General features: G+C 70.6%; 16 protein-coding genes and 1 tRNA gene. 7 read left to right on the top strand and 10 right to left on the bottom strand.

What is annotated here, in order from left to right; all coding sequences use genetic code 11:
* Positions 1-161: 161 nt before the first annotated feature.
* On the bottom strand, positions 162-1,079 hold the full coding sequence (locus J2S22_RS11040; protein WP_272780620.1) for a branched-chain amino acid ABC transporter permease: 918 nt from the start codon (positions 1,077-1,079) through the stop codon (positions 162-164).
* A 556-nt stretch (positions 1,080-1,635) separates the two neighbouring features.
* Complete coding sequence (locus J2S22_RS11035) at positions 1,636-1,977, bottom strand: hypothetical protein (protein ID WP_272780621.1); 342 nt, start codon at positions 1,975-1,977, stop codon at positions 1,636-1,638.
* A 222-nt stretch (positions 1,978-2,199) separates the two neighbouring features.
* Here J2S22_RS11035 and J2S22_RS11030 point away from each other — a divergent pair, with 222 nt between their 5' ends.
* Entirely contained in the window at positions 2,200-3,117 is a 918-nt protein-coding gene (locus J2S22_RS11030; protein ID WP_272780622.1) for a helix-turn-helix domain-containing protein, read from the top strand.
* Positions 3,118-3,135: 18 nt separating this feature from the next.
* Here the strand turns inward: J2S22_RS11030 and J2S22_RS11025 are convergent, their stop codons facing one another.
* The 4 genes from J2S22_RS11025 to J2S22_RS11010 form a co-directional block, all read right to left on the bottom strand.
* On the bottom strand, positions 3,136-3,525 hold the full coding sequence (locus J2S22_RS11025; protein ID WP_272780623.1) for a hypothetical protein: 390 nt from the start codon (positions 3,523-3,525) through the stop codon (positions 3,136-3,138).
* Between the two features lie 98 nt (positions 3,526-3,623).
* The gene (locus tag J2S22_RS11020) at positions 3,624-4,100 is read right to left on the bottom strand and encodes a BLUF domain-containing protein (protein ID WP_272780624.1); all 477 of its coding nucleotides are present in this window, start codon (positions 4,098-4,100) and stop codon (positions 3,624-3,626) included.
* A 246-nt stretch (positions 4,101-4,346) separates the two neighbouring features.
* Positions 4,347-5,126 (bottom strand): 3-oxoadipate enol-lactonase, encoded by a 780-nt coding sequence (gene pcaD, locus J2S22_RS11015; RefSeq protein WP_272780625.1) that lies wholly within the window; start codon positions 5,124-5,126, stop codon positions 4,347-4,349.
* A 35-nt stretch (positions 5,127-5,161) separates the two neighbouring features.
* The gene (locus tag J2S22_RS11010; protein WP_272780626.1) at positions 5,162-5,629 is read right to left on the bottom strand and encodes an SRPBCC family protein; all 468 of its coding nucleotides are present in this window, start codon (positions 5,627-5,629) and stop codon (positions 5,162-5,164) included.
* 206 nt (positions 5,630-5,835) lie between these two features.
* Here J2S22_RS11010 and J2S22_RS11005 point away from each other — a divergent pair, with 206 nt between their 5' ends.
* Together J2S22_RS11005 and J2S22_RS11000 are read left to right on the top strand one after the other, a co-directional pair.
* Positions 5,836-6,093, top strand: coding sequence for a hypothetical protein (locus J2S22_RS11005; RefSeq protein WP_272780627.1), 258 nt, complete (start codon positions 5,836-5,838; stop codon positions 6,091-6,093).
* Positions 6,094-6,212: 119 nt separating this feature from the next.
* Entirely contained in the window at positions 6,213-7,478 is a 1,266-nt protein-coding gene (locus J2S22_RS11000) for an alpha/beta hydrolase family protein (RefSeq protein ID WP_272780628.1), read from the top strand.
* A gap of 229 nt (positions 7,479-7,707) precedes the next feature.
* Here the strand turns inward: J2S22_RS11000 and J2S22_RS10995 are convergent, their stop codons facing one another.
* Positions 7,708-10,707, bottom strand: coding sequence for an outer membrane protein (locus J2S22_RS10995; RefSeq protein WP_272780629.1), 3,000 nt, complete (start codon positions 10,705-10,707; stop codon positions 7,708-7,710).
* A 537-nt stretch (positions 10,708-11,244) separates the two neighbouring features.
* On the opposite strand from J2S22_RS10995, the gene J2S22_RS10990 reads away from it, so the two are divergent.
* Positions 11,245-11,320 (top strand) — tRNA-Val (locus J2S22_RS10990).
* A gap of 196 nt (positions 11,321-11,516) precedes the next feature.
* On the opposite strand, the gene J2S22_RS10985 is transcribed toward J2S22_RS10990, so the two are convergent.
* The 3 genes from J2S22_RS10985 to J2S22_RS10975 form a co-directional block, all read right to left on the bottom strand.
* Positions 11,517-12,113, bottom strand: coding sequence for a hypothetical protein (locus J2S22_RS10985; protein WP_272780630.1), 597 nt, complete (start codon positions 12,111-12,113; stop codon positions 11,517-11,519).
* 291 nt (positions 12,114-12,404) lie between these two features.
* Positions 12,405-12,878, bottom strand: coding sequence for a DUF2442 domain-containing protein (locus J2S22_RS10980; RefSeq protein WP_272780631.1), 474 nt, complete (start codon positions 12,876-12,878; stop codon positions 12,405-12,407).
* Positions 12,850-13,080 (bottom strand): DUF4160 domain-containing protein, encoded by a 231-nt coding sequence (locus J2S22_RS10975; protein ID WP_272780632.1) that lies wholly within the window; start codon positions 13,078-13,080, stop codon positions 12,850-12,852. Before J2S22_RS10975 ends, J2S22_RS10980 begins: the two co-directional genes overlap by 29 nt.
* Positions 13,081-13,421: 341 nt before the next feature.
* On the opposite strand from J2S22_RS10975, the gene J2S22_RS10970 reads away from it, so the two are divergent.
* The 3 genes from J2S22_RS10970 to J2S22_RS10960 all read left to right on the top strand — a co-directional run bounded on the left by J2S22_RS10970 (position 13,422) and on the right by J2S22_RS10960 (position 15,672).
* Positions 13,422-13,739, top strand: coding sequence for a hypothetical protein (locus tag J2S22_RS10970; RefSeq protein ID WP_272780633.1), 318 nt, complete (start codon positions 13,422-13,424; stop codon positions 13,737-13,739).
* 107 nt (positions 13,740-13,846) lie between these two features.
* Complete coding sequence (locus J2S22_RS10965) at positions 13,847-14,548, top strand: FkbM family methyltransferase (protein ID WP_272780634.1); 702 nt, start codon at positions 13,847-13,849, stop codon at positions 14,546-14,548.
* Between the two features lie 101 nt (positions 14,549-14,649).
* Positions 14,650-15,672, top strand: coding sequence for an NADP-dependent oxidoreductase (locus tag J2S22_RS10960; RefSeq protein WP_272780635.1), 1,023 nt, complete (start codon positions 14,650-14,652; stop codon positions 15,670-15,672).
* The last annotated feature ends 6 nt before the right edge of the window (positions 15,673-15,678 follow it).

Here is a 15,678-nt window from a genome sequence, read left to right as displayed (position 1 = left end):
GGAGAGGTCGACGCGCGTAGCGCGGCGGGTGAGGGGGCGCCGAGACCGATCGCTTGCGCCTACGCCCCTCACCCCGGTCGCGAGCTGCGCTCGCCACCGACCCTCTCCCCTCGGGAGAGGGTGAGACGGTCCGCCGCGCCGTGACCGCTCCGCCCGCATCGTCACACCTTCTCCACCTCGGGACGGCCGAGCAGGCCCTGGGGCAGGAAGATCAGCACGATGGCGAGGATCGAGAAGGCGGCGACGTCCTTGTAGTCGATCGAGAAGTAGGCCGACCACAGGGTCTCGACGAGGCCGATCAGCAGGCCGCCGATCACCGCCCCGGGCAGCGAGCCGATGCCGCCCAGCACGGCGGCCGTGAACGCCTTGACGCCCGGCGTGAAGCCGTCGGCGAAGCTGATCACGCCGTAGTACATGAGGTACATGGTGCCGGCGACGGCGGCCAGCGCGGCGCCGATCACGAAGGTGATCGAGATGGTGCGGTCGACGTCGACGCCGAGCAGCGCCGCCATCTTCTGGTCCTGCTCGCAGGCGCGCTGGGCGCGGCCCAGCGCGGTGCGGCTGACCACCCACCAGAAGCAGGCGAGCAGCACCGCGGTGACCACCCACACCATGATCTGCTTGTAGGACAGGGTGACCTGGTAGCCGCCGCCGTCCATCAGCACGAACTCGCCGGACAGCAGCGGCGGGATCGACTTGTTGCGCGGGCCCTGCGCCACCTGGATGAAGTTCGACAGGAAGATCGACATGCCGATCGCCGAGATCAGCGGGGCGAGCCGGAACGAGCCGCGCAGCGGCCGGTAGGCGAGGCGCTCGATCCCCCAGTTCAGCACCGCGGTCAGCGCCATGGCGACGATCAGCACGATGAACAGCGCCAGCGTCACCGAGCCGATGCCGATCCAGGTGGTCAGCACCAGGAAGGCGATCAGGGCGATGAAGGCCGACACCATGAAGACGTCGCCATGGGCGAAGTTCACCATCCCGATGATGCCGAACACCATGGTGTAGCCGATGGCGATCAGGCCGTAGATGGATCCGAGCGTGATCCCGTTGATCAGCTGCTGAACGAAGATGTCCATGCGTTCGTCCGTGCCCCCGCTAGCCCGCTCGCCATGTCGGCCGGCGCGGCCGCCCGCGGCCCCCACCGCTGTCGCAACCGTACGTTTCCATTTCTAACAGTGGGCCCCCGGCCCGGCAACGCTCGATCATGTCGCGGGATTTTCCCCCCGGGGCGGGTGGTCCGCCGGTCCGGCTGCGCCTTGCAAGGAGGATGCCTGACCCCGCCCGGCGGCAGCCTCCGGCCCGTCCGTCGGTCGTGGCCGGGCTCGTCCCGGCCATCCACGCCTTTGTCGTCGAACGGCTTTCGAGACGTGGATGGCCGGCACGAGGCCGGGCATGGCGAGCCGGCATCGGCGGCCGCCGGTCCGAGCCGGTGGAGCCGGGGCGGCCGTGACTGTTTTGCGGGCGCTCCGCCGGCCGAGGATGCAGCCGGAAGTATTCGGACCGCACCGGTGCGACGGAATGCGCAAGGCCCGAGCAGGAGAGAAGCGGAAAGCGTGCAGTCGGCTGAAAGACGGAAGGAGTGATCGCATCGTATACGATGCACGGTCGGCAGGCGGTACGATCACGAAGTCGTTAGACATGCTCTCGTCTTGATCTCGGCGCAATCGCCGGCCCAAATCCGCGTCGGGCTGGACAACGAGAGGACGTCACATGACGCAGGACACCAGGACCCCCCAGCAGAACCAGGGCCAGCAGCGCGGCCAGCACCAGCAGCACCAGCAGGGCCAGCACCAGCAGGGCCAGCATCGCGACCCGGCCGCGCCGCAGCAGCAGGGCCAGCACCGCGATCCGGGCGCGCCGCAGCATCGCCAGCAGCAGCAACAGCAACAGCAGCAGCAGCAGAGCGACCGGCGCCAGGATCAGCAGCATCAGGATCAGCAGCGCCAGGATCACCAGCGTCAGCAGGGCCAGCACGGCGGCGCGCCGTCGGGCGGACAGCACGGCCAGCGCTGACGGCGCACACCCTCACGGGAGCCCCGCTGCGCGGCAGCGGGGCGTCCCGGCGGCCGCGGCGCCGGCGCGGTCCCGGCCGCCGGCCCGCGCCGCCAGGATCGCCGCGGCGATCGCCGCCAGGATCCCCGCGAGGATCGCCGCGGACGCATTCCGAAACCCGCGGGCGTGGCGTAAGCTGGCGCCATGATCTCCGCGACGGCGACCCCCGCGACCGCGCTCCCGCTGTTCCACCTCTACGGCGATCCGCCGGAGGACCAGGCGTTCGACTTCGTCCATGTCGAGACGATCTCGTCGCGCTCGACCCGCCACGCCTGGACGATCCGGGCGCATCGCCACCGCAACCTCTTCCAGATCCTGCTGATCGCCGCGGGCGGCGGCGAGATGAGCCACGAGGCGGCGACGCGGCCGTTCGCGGCGCCCTGCGCCATCCTGGTGCCGGCCACCGTGGCGCACGGCTTCCGGTTCCGGCCCGGAGAGACGGAAGGCTTCGTCGTCACCTTCACGGAGGACGTGGCGCACGGGCTCGGCGAGCGCTCCGGCGAGGCCCTGGCGCGGCTGCGGGCGCTCGCCGCCGACCCGGTGGTGCCGATCGCCGAGGCGGCCGAGGCGGCGCGGCTCGACGCGCTGTTCCGCGACCTGCACGAGGAGCACTTTCTCGCCCGCGAGGGCTACCGGCTGGCGATGCGCGCCCATCTGGCGCTGATCGCCATCGCGGTGGCGCGGCTCGCCGCCGGGCGCGAGCGCGCCCATGCGCACGGCGCGCCGTCGCTCGCCTCGGCGGCGCCGGTGGTCGAGGCGCTGCGGCAGCTCGTCGAGGCGCATTTCCGCAGCGAGCGCCGGCTCGCCTTCTACGCCGAACGGCTCGCCATGACGGCCGACCGGCTCAACGACCACGTCAAGCGCGCCACCGGCGTCACGGCCGGCCACCTGATCCGCCAGCGCGTCGTCACCGAGGCCAAGCGCCAGCTCGTCTTTACGCTGCAGCCGATCCACGAGATCGGCTTCGACCTGTCCTTCGCGGACCCGTCGCACTTCACCCGCTTCTTCCGCAAGCAGACCGGGATGACGCCGCAGGCGTTTCGCGATCAGGGCGGCGGGTGACGGACCGGGCGGCCCGGCCTACCGGCCGGGGGCGGAGGCGGCCGAGGAGGTCGACAGCGGGCTGGCCGGCGCCGGCTTCGCCGCCTGCGGCTTCGCCGTCTGCGGCTTCGCCGTCTGCCGCTTCGGGGCCTGCTGTTTCGGAGCCTGCGGCTTTGCCGCCGTCGTGGACGAGGGCGCCTGCCGCACCGAGCCCCACGGATCGACCACGGTCTGCTTCTCGGGGATCTTCCGGATCGCGCCGCGATAGGCCTCGTCGACGGCCTTCTCCTTCTCGATCTCTTCCGAGGTCAGCTTCCTGGTCGAGCCGCCGATGTCGAGGGACGGGGCCGCGATCTGGGCGAGGGCGGGTCCGCCCGTCAGGGCCAGCGCGACGGCCGCGCCGACCGCAATTCCGAACAACGTCTTCACGTCAGCACCTCGAGTGTCGTCGAGGGCTTGGTAATAGCCGTTTCGGGCGAGGATGTGGTCGAAATTTTACGCGGTGTTTCGCGTCGCCGGCGCCGGCCTCAGGCCTGCGGATGCTGCGCGGCGGCGCGCGGCACCGGCACCGGCGCGCGCTCCATGTAGGCCGTCACCACCGCCTCGGTGAGATCGACCAGCCGGCGCGGCGGCATGCGGCTGGGGTCGAAGACCTCGTCGCCGCACCAGCGCCGCACCAGATCGCCCATGTCGGGCTCGATGGCGGCGCCCGCCATCCACCAGTAGGGGAAGCGGCGCTCGTCGACGGTCGTCTGGTCGGCCAGCACGATGTCGGAGTGGCGCGCGTCGCAGGCGATGCGCTGATACGCCGTGGTGACCGGGCCGGGCCGTCCCTCCAGCACCTGCACGACCCAGCGGTGGTCCATGATCATGGCGCCGGTGATGCCGTGCTGGCGGTTGTTGGCGATCGACGCCTGGAGGATGTCGGCGAGCTGGTCGGCGATCGCCTCCTGCTGGCGGCCGACGCGCTGGCGGCTGTAATAGACGACGCGGAGCAGGCTCATGGGGGTCTCCTCGGATGCGACGGAGTCCCGGCGGCCCGTCTGATCGTCGCGAGCGCTACCACAAGCCGAAGGCGAAGTCCCGCGGCGGTGCACCACGATTCCGCGACAAAACGCGCTGCAGCGCACGCATTCTCGCGCGTTGGTATGACAAGTCTGAAGAACTCGGCACAGCCGGGGGCGCGTGATTCGACGAAAGGCGTAGACGCCACCCCGGCAGGACAGGGCCCGCCGCCGCGGCGTCGAGCGTCACGACATCAGGAAGCCCAGCACCTCGGTGTTGAAGGCGGCCGCCTGCTCGATGTTGGAGATGTGGGCGGCGTCCAGGATGGTGAGCTGGGCGCCCGGCACGCGGCGGCGGATGAAGTCGTTCGCCTCGATCGGCGTCGACTGGTCGAAGCGGCCGGCGACCACGAAGGTCGGCACTGCGATCTTCTCCAGGAGGTCGCGCAGATCCATGTCGCGCACCGCCTCGCAATTGGCGACGTAGCCGTCGACCGGCGTCTTCAGGAACACGGCGCGGATCTTCTCCACGGCGGCGGGATCCGTCTCGCGGAAGTCCTGGGTGAACCAGATGCCCATCACCTTGTCGGCGATCGCCGCGAGGCCGCCGGCCCGCACCGTGGCGATGCGGTCGTGCCACGGCTGCTTGTCCGGCATGACGCTCGTGGTGTTGGACAGCACCAGCTTGCGCAGCCGCTGCGGCGCGTTGGCGCCGAGCCACTGGCCGACCATGCCGCCCATCGACAGGCCGACCCAGTGCACCGTGTCGAGCCCGAGCCCGTCCATGACGGCGAGCGCGTCGCGGCCGAGCTGGGCGATGGAGTAGGGGCCGGGCGTCACGCCGGAGCGGCCGTGGCCGCGGCGGTCGTAGCGGACCACCCGGAAGTGGCGCGTGAACGGCGCCACCTGCGGGTCCCACATCGTCAGGTCGGTGCCGAGCGAGTTGGAGAACATCACGGCGGGGGCGTCGGCCGGCCCCTCCACCTCGACATGGAGGGCGCAGCCCTCCGACACGATCTCCGGCATCTGCGATCCCCCGTGCGTCCCGCGCCGTCCGTCCGCTATGCGCCCGCCTCGGGCGGCGGGGGCGAGACGGCGGCGGCGAACTTGGTGAAGAACTCGTCGGCCATCTTCTTGGAGGCGCCGGCGACCAGCCGCTGGCCGAGCTGGGCGAGCTTGCCGCCGATCTGCGCCTCGACGTTGTAGGACAGCAGCGTGCCGCCGTCCGTCTCGGCGAGCGCCACCACGGCGCCGCCCTTGGCGAAGCCGGCGACGCCGCCCTCGCCCTCGCCGGCGATGCGGTAGCCGTTCGGCGGGTCGAGATCGGTGAGCCGCACCTTGCCCTTCCAGCGCGCCTTCACGGGCCCGATCTTGGTCACGGCGACGGCCTGGAACTCGGTGTCCGACAGGCGGTCGAGCATCTCGCATCCCGGAATGCAGACGCGCAGCACGTCGGGATCGTTGAGCTTGTCCCACACGGTCTCGCGCGAGGCGGGCAGCTGCACCTCGCCGGACATCGTCATCGCCATCGGCCGCTCCGTTGGTTCGGGGGGCGCGCCGGGCCGGCCCGGTGCGCGGGCGCCATCATAGGGCCGGTTCCGCCGGAGGAAAGGGGGCTGCCGGGCCTGCCGGACATGCTCTACCATGGCGGCCGCGACGCCCCGCGGCCGGAATCGAACCGGCGGGGCGCCGCCAACAACGACACCGGGTCGGAACGCTGCAACGGAGGAACGTGATGATCGTGGTCCCGTGGTCGGCCGGCCTGGCGGCCGCCGTGCTGCTCGCCTTCGGCCTTTCGCTCGTCGACACCCGCCCGGCCGTCGCCCAGGGCGGGATCGTCTGCCAGTACGGGCCGGCCTCGTACCGGCGCTGCTGCGCCCAGTCCTACGCCCGCAAGCCGAGCCTCGGCGCCAGCGCGCGCGCCAACGACATCGACGCCTGCATGGGCAAGGGCGGCAAGAAATCCGGCAAGTCGTCGAGCAAGAAGTCCTGACCGCGCGTGACCGCGCCTGCGGCGCGCCCGCGGGCGCGCCGTCCTCCGATCGTCCTCCCTCGCCGTCGTGCCACGCCCGCGGGTCTCGTCCCGCGCAAAAAACGTCCAAGGATCCGACCATGAGTCAGCCGACCGACCTCCGTGCCGCGCCCGTCGCCGACGCGCGCGGCGCGCCGCATGTGCGCCGCTTCGCCGAGCAGCGCTGGGTGATCGACAACGTCATCCGGGCGAACGGCATCGACTGGGACCAGCCGCGCTCGGTCTATCTCAACGGCCCGTGCGGCACCGAGGCGAACGCCGACTTCGCCGGCATCCGCGAGCGGGTGAAGAAGATGGCCGACATCGGCCCCGCCTTCGAGGCGGTGGCGCGGCGGCGCGAGGCCAAGGCGCAGGCCGCCGAGGCCGACGGCCACCTGGTCACGGCGCGCGACAACTACTACATGGCGGCCGTGCACTGGGCGGCGGCGCAGTGGCCCTACGAGCGCAACGACGCGCCGAACCTGTTCTGCAACGAGCGCAAGCGCGCCTGCTTCGGGAAATACGCGGCGCTCGCCGATCACCGGGTCGAGCCGGTGTGGATTCCGTTCGAGGGCCGGGCGCTGCCGGCCTGGTTCCACCTGCCGCCGAACTACGCGGGCGGCCGGGTGCCGGTGGTGATCGCGGTGCCCGGCATGGACAGCTTCAAGGAAGCCCAGGTGGCGCTCGCCAACGACCGCTTCCTCGCGCGCGGCGTCGCCGTGCTGGCGATCGACGGGCCCGGCCAGTACGAGGCGCCGATCCTCGGGATCTACTTCTCCACCGAGCGCTGGGCCGCGGCCGGCAAGCCGATCGTCGACTGGCTCGTCGCGCGGCCGGAGGTCGATGCGGAGCGGATCGGCGTCTCGGCGATCTCGTTCGGCTCGTTCTTCGGCACCATCCTCACCGCGCACGAGCCGCGCATCAAGGCCTGCGCCGTGATGTCGGTGTGCCACGAGCCGGGGGGCGAGACGATCTTCCAGCAGGCCTGCCCGACCTTCAAGACGCGCTTCATGTACATGTCGGGCATCAGCGACGAGGCGGAGTTCGACGACTTCCGCAAGACCATCACCTGGGAGGGGCACGCCGAGCGCATCACGGCGCCGTATCTGTGCGTCGCCGGCGAGTGCGAGGAGCTGTCGCCGCTCGAGCATTCCGAGCGGCTGCTCGCCGCGCTGAAGGGCCCGAAGCGCTTCGTCGTCTATCAGGAGTCGCGCCACTCGGTCGGCAACGTCGCGGCGACCAATCTCGGGCCGTTCCCCACCACCATGATCGCCGACTGGCTGCTCGACCGCCTGAACGGCAGGCCGATGGCGAGCGAGCGCTGGTTCGTGCGCGCCACCGGCCAGATCGAGAAGACGCCGCTGTGAGGGCGGGGCGGCTCGTTCCCCTCTCCCCTCGCGGGTCGCGCAATTGCGCGACAAGAGGGTGGCTCGCCGCGAAGCGGCGAGACGGGTGAGGGGGGGCTTCCACAAGTTCTGAGCTCGCGGCTCGCCCCCTCGCCCGCCCTCGCGTTCCGCGAGGGCACCCTCTCCCGCGAGGGGAGAGGTTTGGAAGGAGGCCGCGCGGCGTTCTCGGGCCGGTCGTCCCGTGCTCCGATCAGTACTTCGCCTGCACGGGCAGGGGGGTGTTGAACAGGTAGTTCACCCCGAGCTTGGCGACGTGGGCGTCCTGGCTCACCGAGCGGTTGTCGACGACCGCGAGGGCCGGCGGCAGGCCGAAGCCGACCGTGTCGTCGCCGAGCGCGACGTAGTCGTATTCGAGCTTCACCGAGACGTTCGGCAGCACCGCGTGCTCGAGGCCGGCGCCGATGGTCCAGCCCCAGCGGTTGGTGGTGGCCTCGTGGATGGTGCCGCCGACGCCGACCAGATTCAGCTCGCGCCGGTCGCGGGCGAAGGCGGCGCCGCCCTTCACGTAGACGAGGCTGCGGTCGAAGGCCCAGCCGGCCCGGCCCGTGAGGGTGGCGAGCATCTCCAGCTGGCTGCGGCAGTCGACGCCGCCGACCAGCGGGTTCAGGCCGACGAAGCAGGTGTTGGTGCCGTCGAGATTGGCGGCGCTCGCATCCGCCTCGACGCCGAGCACCACCGACCCGATCTGATGGTTGTAGCCGACCTGGCCGCCGGCCAGCCAGCCGCCGCTGCCGATGTCGTCGCCGAAGATCTGCGGGCCGAACGGATTGCTCCAGTCCTCGCTCGCATGGCCGCCGCCGACATGGAGGCCGGCATAGACGCCGGTCCAGCGCGTGGCCGGGCCGCCGAGCGCGAGCAGGCCGGCGATCGGGCCGATGGCGCGGGTCGGGGTCACCGGGCCGGTCTGGCCGAACCGGTAGTTCAGGCCGAGCCGCACGTCCTGCACGGTCTGCTTCACGTCGACCGGGATGACGCCGCCGAACTGGTCGGTCATCGCCACCGACCGGCTGCCGAAGTCGGACCAGTTGTACTCGACCTTGGCGGTCCAGTTCGGCATCAGGCCGTATTCGAGGCCGGAGCCGACCGTCCAGCCGGTGCGGGTCTCGTCCGCCGTGTAGGCGTTGGGGATCTCGTTGTAGAGCATCGACTGCTTGGTCTGCAGCCAGGCGACGCCGGCCTTGCCGTAGAGCAGCACGTTGCCGAACGCCCAGCCGAGCCGGCCGGTCAGCATGCCGAGCCCGTCGGCGTGGGCGTTGCAGGTGTAGACGCGGCCGCACGGCGCGTTGCCGTCGAGGTCGCTCCAGCTGAAGCTGCCCTCGACGCCGACCACCCACCGGCCGAGCTGCCAGTCGGCGCCGATCTGGCCGCCGACCAGGTTGCCGTCGACGTCGTTCCACGCCTCGCGGCCGGTGCCGGTCGCGGTGGTCCATTCGGTGCGGCCCCAGGCGGCGCCCGCATGGGCGCCGACATAGACGCCGGTCCAGCTCCAGCCCGCCGGCGCCGCCGCCGGGGCCTTGAAGACGCCGGCCGCGGCCGGTGCCGCGATCTCGCCGCCGGTGCTGTCGAAGGCGTAGGAGGTCTGCAGGAAGCCGCCCCAGCGCTCGGCCGTGAACTTCATCGGCGAGTCGGTCGTCGAGCCGGGGAACTCGGTCCGCGCGTCGGTCGTCGTGTAGTACCAGTAGCGGCCGCCGACGCCGACGCTCCACTGCGGCGTCACCGCGTAGGAGACCACCGCCTCGACCTGGCCGCCCCAGCCGCGCCCGGATTCGATCTGCGGGTTGATGTCGTCGCGGTACCAGTGGTTGTCGTAGCCGGTGCGGCTGGCATAGGGCAGGATCGCCCCGTCGACCTCCAGGCGGATGCGGTTCGTGAGCTGGAGCTGGGTGTTGAGGCCGACCGCGAAGCCGCGCCACGTCTCGGTCTCGCTCAGGCCCAGGAAGGTCGTCGAGATCGCCGGCGCGCAGGTGCTGTCGCCGGCGATCTGGGCGCAGCCGAAGCCGTTGCCCCGCTCGTGGAAGTAACGATAGCCCACATAGGCGCCGAGCTTGCCCACCGGGCCGGTGACGACGTTCCAGCCGATGTCCGCGCCGGCGTAGCGCAGGCGGCCGTCCTTCATCTCCGAGACCGTGTTGGAGTAGAAGTCCTGGGCCGGGAAGTCCTCGTCGTGCAGGGTGCCGTTGGTGAGCGCGCCGGCGCCGAAATAGCCCTTCACGAACAGGCCGCTGCGGTGGTCGAAGCGGCCGAAGGTCTCGCCCGCGATGCCGGTCATGTCGACATAGCTGAGCCGCGAGTTGAGCCGGTTCGGATCGCCGCTGTCCATCAGGTCCTTCTGGTAGCGCCCGTCGGAGAACCAGACGCGGGTGCCGACCTCGATGGTCCAGGCCGGCACGGCCGGGCCGGGCGCCGCCTTCACCGGGACGCCGGCGCTGCCGCCGGCGGCCGGCAGGCCGGACGGCAGGCCGGGGAGGCCCCAGTCGAGCCGCCGGTTGATTCCGACCTTCACGCGGTGGATGTCCTGGCGGGTCTCGATCTCGTAGCTCACCGCCGCGTCCGCGACCGTCGTCTGGTCGGCGCCGAAGTGCAGGTAGTCGTATTCGAGCTTGGCGGACCACACCGGCGACACGGCGTATTCGACGCCGCCGCCGACCGTCCAGCCGAACCGGTGGCTGTCGCCCTTCAGCGGATTTTCGGCGTCGTAGGCGGTGAGGATGTGCTCGGCATGCGCATAGGCGGCGCCGGCACGGCCGTAGAGCAGCACGTTGTCGAAGGTCCAGCCGAGCCGGCCGGTGAGCGTGCCCATCGCGTCGACGCGGGTGTTGCAGATGGCCATCGCCAGGGCGCAGCGGGCGTTGCCGTCGAGATCGGCGGCACTGCCCTCGAGCTCGACGCCGAGCACCCACGGCCCGGTCTGGTAGTTGTAGCCGATCTGCGCGCCGGCGAAGCCGCCGCCCGCGGTTCCGGTGCCCTCGAAGCGCGGCAGCGTGGCGAGCATGCCGGTGCCGCCCAGCCAGTCGGTGCGGTCCCAGGCGTTGCCGGCGTGGCTGCCGAGATAGAGCCCGGTCCAGCTCCAGACCGCCGCGGCCGGCGCCGGCGCGGGCATCCGGGCCGGCAGGTCGGCCGCTCCCGCCGGCAGCACGCCCGCCGCCATCACGCCGATCACCGACACCCCGGCCAGAAAGGTCGCTCGCATGTCCCACCGTTCCCCGTGCACGAATCCGGCGACAGGATGGCAGACCGGTTTCCGAAGGCTCAACCGGCCGGGCGGCCCGCAGGGTGGATTCCACCAGGATCTCAGGCGGGTGTGCCCGTTCGGTGACACTCCGGGCGAGCCGGGGGCCGCGCGTGCTGCAGCGTCGTACCTCCGGGCAGTGCCCGCCGGGCGCCTCGGCCACCTCCGAGCCCCGTCGCGGCGGGGGAGGAGGGAGACGAATCATACCGGGTCTGGTCGATCAGTTCGGGTCATTCCGGGGCGCACCGAAGGTGCGAACCCGGAATCCAGCGGCGGATTCCGAATCGTCGACTGGAGTCCAGGTTCGGCGCCGTCGGGTTTTGCCCGCGACGGCTCTGCCGGTCACATCGGCTGCCCCGGCACTCCGGCGCCGCGGCACTCCGGCGCCTCGGGAGCCGGTGCGGACGGGCCGCCACCGGCCGTCCGTTCCGGGTGGCGCAACGGCCGCCGCGTGCGGCTTGCGCCGGCGCCGCCTCCGGCGCTAAGGATCCGCCCACCGGGCGGTTAGCTCAGTCGGTAGAGCGGCACGTTTACACCGTGTAGGTCGGCGGTTCGAGCCCGTCACCGCCCACCATTCTGCTCCATACAATTGAAGTCGCGGTATATTTTGGTTCCCGCACGTGTCGTGGCGCCGGCGTCGCCGCGGCTCGCCACTCGTAGCCCGGGTTGAGCACGCGAAACCCGGGACTCTCGCCGCAATGCCCCCGGATTTCGCCTTCGGCTCTATCCGGGCTACGCTCGCTTTGCTCCATCCGGCTACGCTGGCTGCATCACGCCTCGGGCACCCTCATTCCCCTGAAATATGTGTCCCAGAATGTTGCCGCGAGTTGTGTTAGCCGCATCTGGTGATCGACGAAATCCGGCGTGCCCCTTGCGCAGACTACATAAAGATTTGTCACGAGCTTTTCCGCAGCGTCGTGCATTTGATAAAATATATCATACTGTACAGTAGGTGTTGGGTCGTCTTGGATCAAAATATGTGCGATCGCGTCGTTGCGAAGGGCTCGAGCGTCCTTGAATGCTTGGTTATTCCGAAGAGCTTCGAAGTCATTGCGAACGACCGCCAATGCGGCTGCCGCTTCGGTGGCCGTATTGGCATTATCGGGAAACACTTCGGCCAGGGTTGAATCCGAAAGCAGGTCGATAATCTGCCCGACACTCGCGCGATTGCCGCGTCCGTCACCTGGATCGAGGCACGACATGATCGCACCAATCGCTGCCCGCAGAATACCCGCGCGCACGATAGTAACGGCAGAGATATGCGGTTCTGCTAGGATTTCTAAATCACGGTTATGAAGGTTTTCTAATATCGCGCGGAAAGCTCGTGCATTGGCGATCCCTTCATCGAGAGCGAAGAGCTTTTCCAATACGGCATTCGCACGATCTCGCATTTCGATAGGAATTGGCCTGATCGGTCTGAATTGTGAGGAATTCCTCACGGCGATACCTCGTTTAATCAACGATAGCAAGCGTAGGGCGGATCAGGCGCGAAGCGCCGTACTCCGCCGCTATCCGAAGGCGGCTGTGGGCTTGCTGTCCACCATACTCCTCAAAGGAGCTATACGGGACGCGCCAGAAATTCCTGTTCCGCGTCGAAGCGCCGGAATTCCCGCACCCTCCGCCGATCCCTTGGGTGCATAGGAATTCCACCCCCTCACTCACCTCGATCGGTGCTGCCGCTCGACCAGGTAGCGGACCGCGAGCGCGATGTGCCGGGGGATCGGCTTGTCTTTGCGGTATCCCGCGACGAGCCGGCGGGACACTTCGAGCTGCGCCGCCATGCCGTCCAGCGTCATGTCGAGATCGTCCATCGCCCGGCGGAAGTCGGCATTGTCGAAGGCGACCGGCGGCAACCGGTCGAGCCAGATCGCCGAGACGTCCAGCCCGCCGTCCCACTCGATCGCGTCGCCGTGCGCGCTGACGCGCAGCGTGCGGAACAGCGCATCGTCGGCTCGGAGCGGAATGTAGATGCGGCGGCTCTCCAGCGCGGGGGCCAGATCGACGATCCTGGTCTCGCCCGAGCGCCACGTCACCGCGACCTTGCGGCCGTCGAGAGGCGTCGCGGCGGCGATCCGTGGAAGGGCGGGGCCGACCCGGACGACCTCATCGTTCGTTGAGGCGGCTCCATTCATGCTCCAGCGTCTCCCTGTTCTTGATCGCCCAGTCGAGGGCGACGGCGAGGCTGCGGCGGTCGATCGAGCCGGCCATGACCGAGAGGTCCGAGAGGCGGATCAGCGCCTCGTGGTCCGGCGTCACGATGTGGAAGTGCGGCGGGTTGTGATCGTCCGCGAACATTCGGATCAGCACGCTTCCGAGCGTCGCCAGCGTCGGCATCTCCGTCCCCCATCGGGCGACCCAAATATAGTGCACAGAATGCACTATGTCTCCAGCGATAAAGTGCATACGTTGCACTATAATTGGTTTCGGGCTGCTCCGTGCGCCCCCGGGGCTGTGCGATCGGGAGATGGTCCGCCTCGGCACTGCCGAACGAGCGGCGTAGAGCGGCATGGAATGCCATCACGCCCCACCATCGCCCGCATTCTTCCGAAGTCCCGGGGCCGCGCCGGCGCGCTACCGTGCGGGGCGGCGGTTTCGGTGTCGTCGGGACGGGCCCGGCGGCAGCGGGCCCGGCAGCGTTTTCGAGACTTCATCGTGCATTTCGAACGGAGGGGATTATGCGGCCTGTGGAAATTTTCTTCGCGGTCCTCGGCGTCGCCGTGATCGGCGGGGCCGGCTATCTGATGACGCGGCCGACCGATCCGGTGGTGATGGCGAAGTTCAAGTGCGAGTCGGCGCTGGAGCGCTTCAGCGGCCACGACATCGACCGGGCCGAGGCGAACCGCGCCACCGTGACGGGCGACGCCCACACCGGCCGGGTCGAGATGCCCTTCACTCTGAAGGAGGTGCGCCATCTCGGCGCCTGCGTGTTCCGCAACGGCGAGATGATCACGGTCGACCTCGACGGCAAGCTCCTCGCCGGCCTGCCCCGGTAGGCGTGCCTCGCGCCCGGCCCGCGACGCTGCGCGCCCGCGTCGGATTGTGTCTGCACGTGTCCGGTGAATAATGCGCGCCCAGATGGCAGTCTGTGGCGGGCGCAATCATGTTCGGACCGTGGGTGGAGCCGGCCGTGTTCCGCGGCGAGGCGGCGGAGCAGCGGATCGTCGCAGACTATTTCGCCGGCCGGACCGGCGTGTTCGTCGAGGTCGGGGCGTTCGAGCCGGTGGCGCTGTCGCAGACCTGGGCGCTCGAGCAGGCCGGCTGGACCGGCCTGCTGGTCGAGCCGGTGCCGGCGCACGCGGCGGCGCTGCGGGCGGTGCGGCGGGCGCCGGTCGCCGAGGTCGCCTGCGTCGCCCCCGAGCAGCACGGCGCCGTCCTGCCGATGACGGTGCGGGGCGGCACCAGCGCGGTCGGCACCGCCGGGCAGGGCGAGGTCATCCGGGTGCGCGGCGCCACCCTGGACGCGCTCCTGGCCGAGCACGGCATCACCGCGATCGACCTGCTGTCGGTCGACGTCGAGGGCATGGAGATCGACGTGCTGCGCGGCCTCTCCTTCGACCGCGTCCGGCCGCACCTGATCCTGATCGAGGACTTCGCCGAGGACGGCCGACGGCACCGCTTCATGGTGTCGCGCGGCTATCGCCGGGTCCGCCGCACCGGCAACAACAGCTGGTACGTCGACCGGGCGACGCCGTTCCACGTGTCGCCGTTCGGCCGCTGGCAGCTCTTGCGCAAGTATCGTCTCGCCCGGCCGGTGCGCTGGGCCAAGCGGGCCCTGCGCGCCCTGCGGTCGCGCGCCGCCTGAGGGGGCACGCCTCCGCGGTCCGCTTGGAGCGGCCGGCGGGGCGGTCTACACGTCCCGGCGTCGTCCATCCCGTACCGCCAGGACTCCCAGACAGGACTCCCATGACCACCGTGAATCGCCGCTGGCTGCTCGCCCGCCGTCCCGAAGGCCTGCCCGACGCGGGCTGCTTCGCGCTCGACACCCAGCCGGTGCCGGCGCCGGGGCCCGGGCAGATCCTGGTGCGGGCCCGGTTCCTCTCGGTCGATCCCTACATGCGCGGGCGGATGAGCCGCACCGCCGGCTACGCGCCGGGCGTCGGCCTCGGCGAGGTCATGCGGGGCGGCGGCGTCGGCGAGGTGGTCGCCTCGAACCATCCGGCCTGGGCGCCGGGCGACATCGCCGAGAGCATGGCGTTCGGCTGGCAGGAGTACGCGGTGCTGTCGCCCGACCGGCCCGGCACCGACGGGGTGCACCGCGTCGACCCGGCGCTGGCGCCGATCGAGAGCGCGCTGTCGTGGCTCGGCATGCCCGGGATGACGGCCTATTTCGGCCTGCTCGACGTCGGCCGGCCGCGGCCCGGCGACACCGTGGTGGTGTCGGCGGCCTCCGGCGCGGTCGGCCAGCTCGTCGGGCAGATCGCCAGGCTGTCGGGCTGCCGCGCCGTGGCGATCGCCGGCTCGGCCCGCAAGCTCGACTGGTGCCGCGAGATCGGCTTCGACGCCGGCATCGACCACCGCACCGCCGACCTGCGCGCCGCCCTGAAGGAGACGTGCCCGGACGGCGTCGACGTGTTCTTCGACAACACCTCGGGGCCGATCCACGACGCCGTGATGCGGCGCCTGTCGATCGGCGCCCGCGTCGTCCTGTGCGGCCGCGTCGCGCTCGCCGCCCGGCACGAGGCGGTCGAGACCGGCGAGCGCCATCTCGGCCGGCTGATCGCGACGCGCGCCAGCCTCACCGGCTTCCTGGTCTACGACTGGTGGCACCGCCGCGACGAGGCGCTCGCCCGGCTCGCCGCCTGGCACCGGGCCGGCCAGCTGAAGTATCGCGAGGACGTGCTCGACGGCATCGCCCGCATGCCCGAGGCGTTCCTGCGCCTGCTGACCGGCGAGAACTTCGGCAAGCAGCTCGTCCGCGTCGTCTGACCGCGG

It is taken from the genome of Rhodoplanes tepidamans (assembly GCF_030813915.1).
GTDB classification, from domain to species: Bacteria; Pseudomonadota; Alphaproteobacteria; order Rhizobiales; family Xanthobacteraceae; genus Rhodoplanes; species Rhodoplanes tepidamans.
This window is presented reverse-complemented; position numbering and strand designations above follow the sequence as displayed.

Excerpts from the sequence above, each read along its gene's own strand:
- J2S22_RS10975 (WP_272780632.1), bottom strand. The coding sequence starts at position 13,080 with ATGCCGACGCTGGCGACGCTCGGAAGCGTGCTGATCCGAATGTTCGCG.
- J2S22_RS10995 (WP_272780629.1), bottom strand. The coding sequence starts at position 10,707 with ATGCGAGCGACCTTTCTGGCCGGGGTGTCGGTGATCGGCGTGATGGCG.
- pcaD (WP_272780625.1), bottom strand. The coding sequence starts at position 5,126 with ATGCCGGAGATCGTGTCGGAGGGCTGCGCCCTCCATGTCGAGGTGGAG.
- J2S22_RS11000 (WP_272780628.1), top strand. The coding sequence starts at position 6,213 with ATGAGTCAGCCGACCGACCTCCGTGCCGCGCCCGTCGCCGACGCGCGC.
- J2S22_RS11005 (WP_272780627.1), top strand. The coding sequence starts at position 5,836 with ATGATCGTGGTCCCGTGGTCGGCCGGCCTGGCGGCCGCCGTGCTGCTC.
- J2S22_RS11030 (WP_272780622.1), top strand. The coding sequence starts at position 2,200 with ATGATCTCCGCGACGGCGACCCCCGCGACCGCGCTCCCGCTGTTCCAC.
- J2S22_RS11010 (WP_272780626.1), bottom strand. The coding sequence starts at position 5,629 with ATGGCGATGACGATGTCCGGCGAGGTGCAGCTGCCCGCCTCGCGCGAG.
- J2S22_RS10960 (WP_272780635.1), top strand. The coding sequence starts at position 14,650 with ATGACCACCGTGAATCGCCGCTGGCTGCTCGCCCGCCGTCCCGAAGGC.
- J2S22_RS10970 (WP_272780633.1), top strand. The coding sequence starts at position 13,422 with ATGCGGCCTGTGGAAATTTTCTTCGCGGTCCTCGGCGTCGCCGTGATC.
- J2S22_RS11040 (WP_272780620.1), bottom strand. The coding sequence starts at position 1,079 with ATGGACATCTTCGTTCAGCAGCTGATCAACGGGATCACGCTCGGATCC.
- J2S22_RS10965 (WP_272780634.1), top strand. The coding sequence starts at position 13,847 with ATGTTCGGACCGTGGGTGGAGCCGGCCGTGTTCCGCGGCGAGGCGGCG.
- J2S22_RS11020 (WP_272780624.1), bottom strand. The coding sequence starts at position 4,100 with ATGAGCCTGCTCCGCGTCGTCTATTACAGCCGCCAGCGCGTCGGCCGC.
- J2S22_RS10980 (WP_272780631.1), bottom strand. The coding sequence starts at position 12,878 with ATGAATGGAGCCGCCTCAACGAACGATGAGGTCGTCCGGGTCGGCCCC.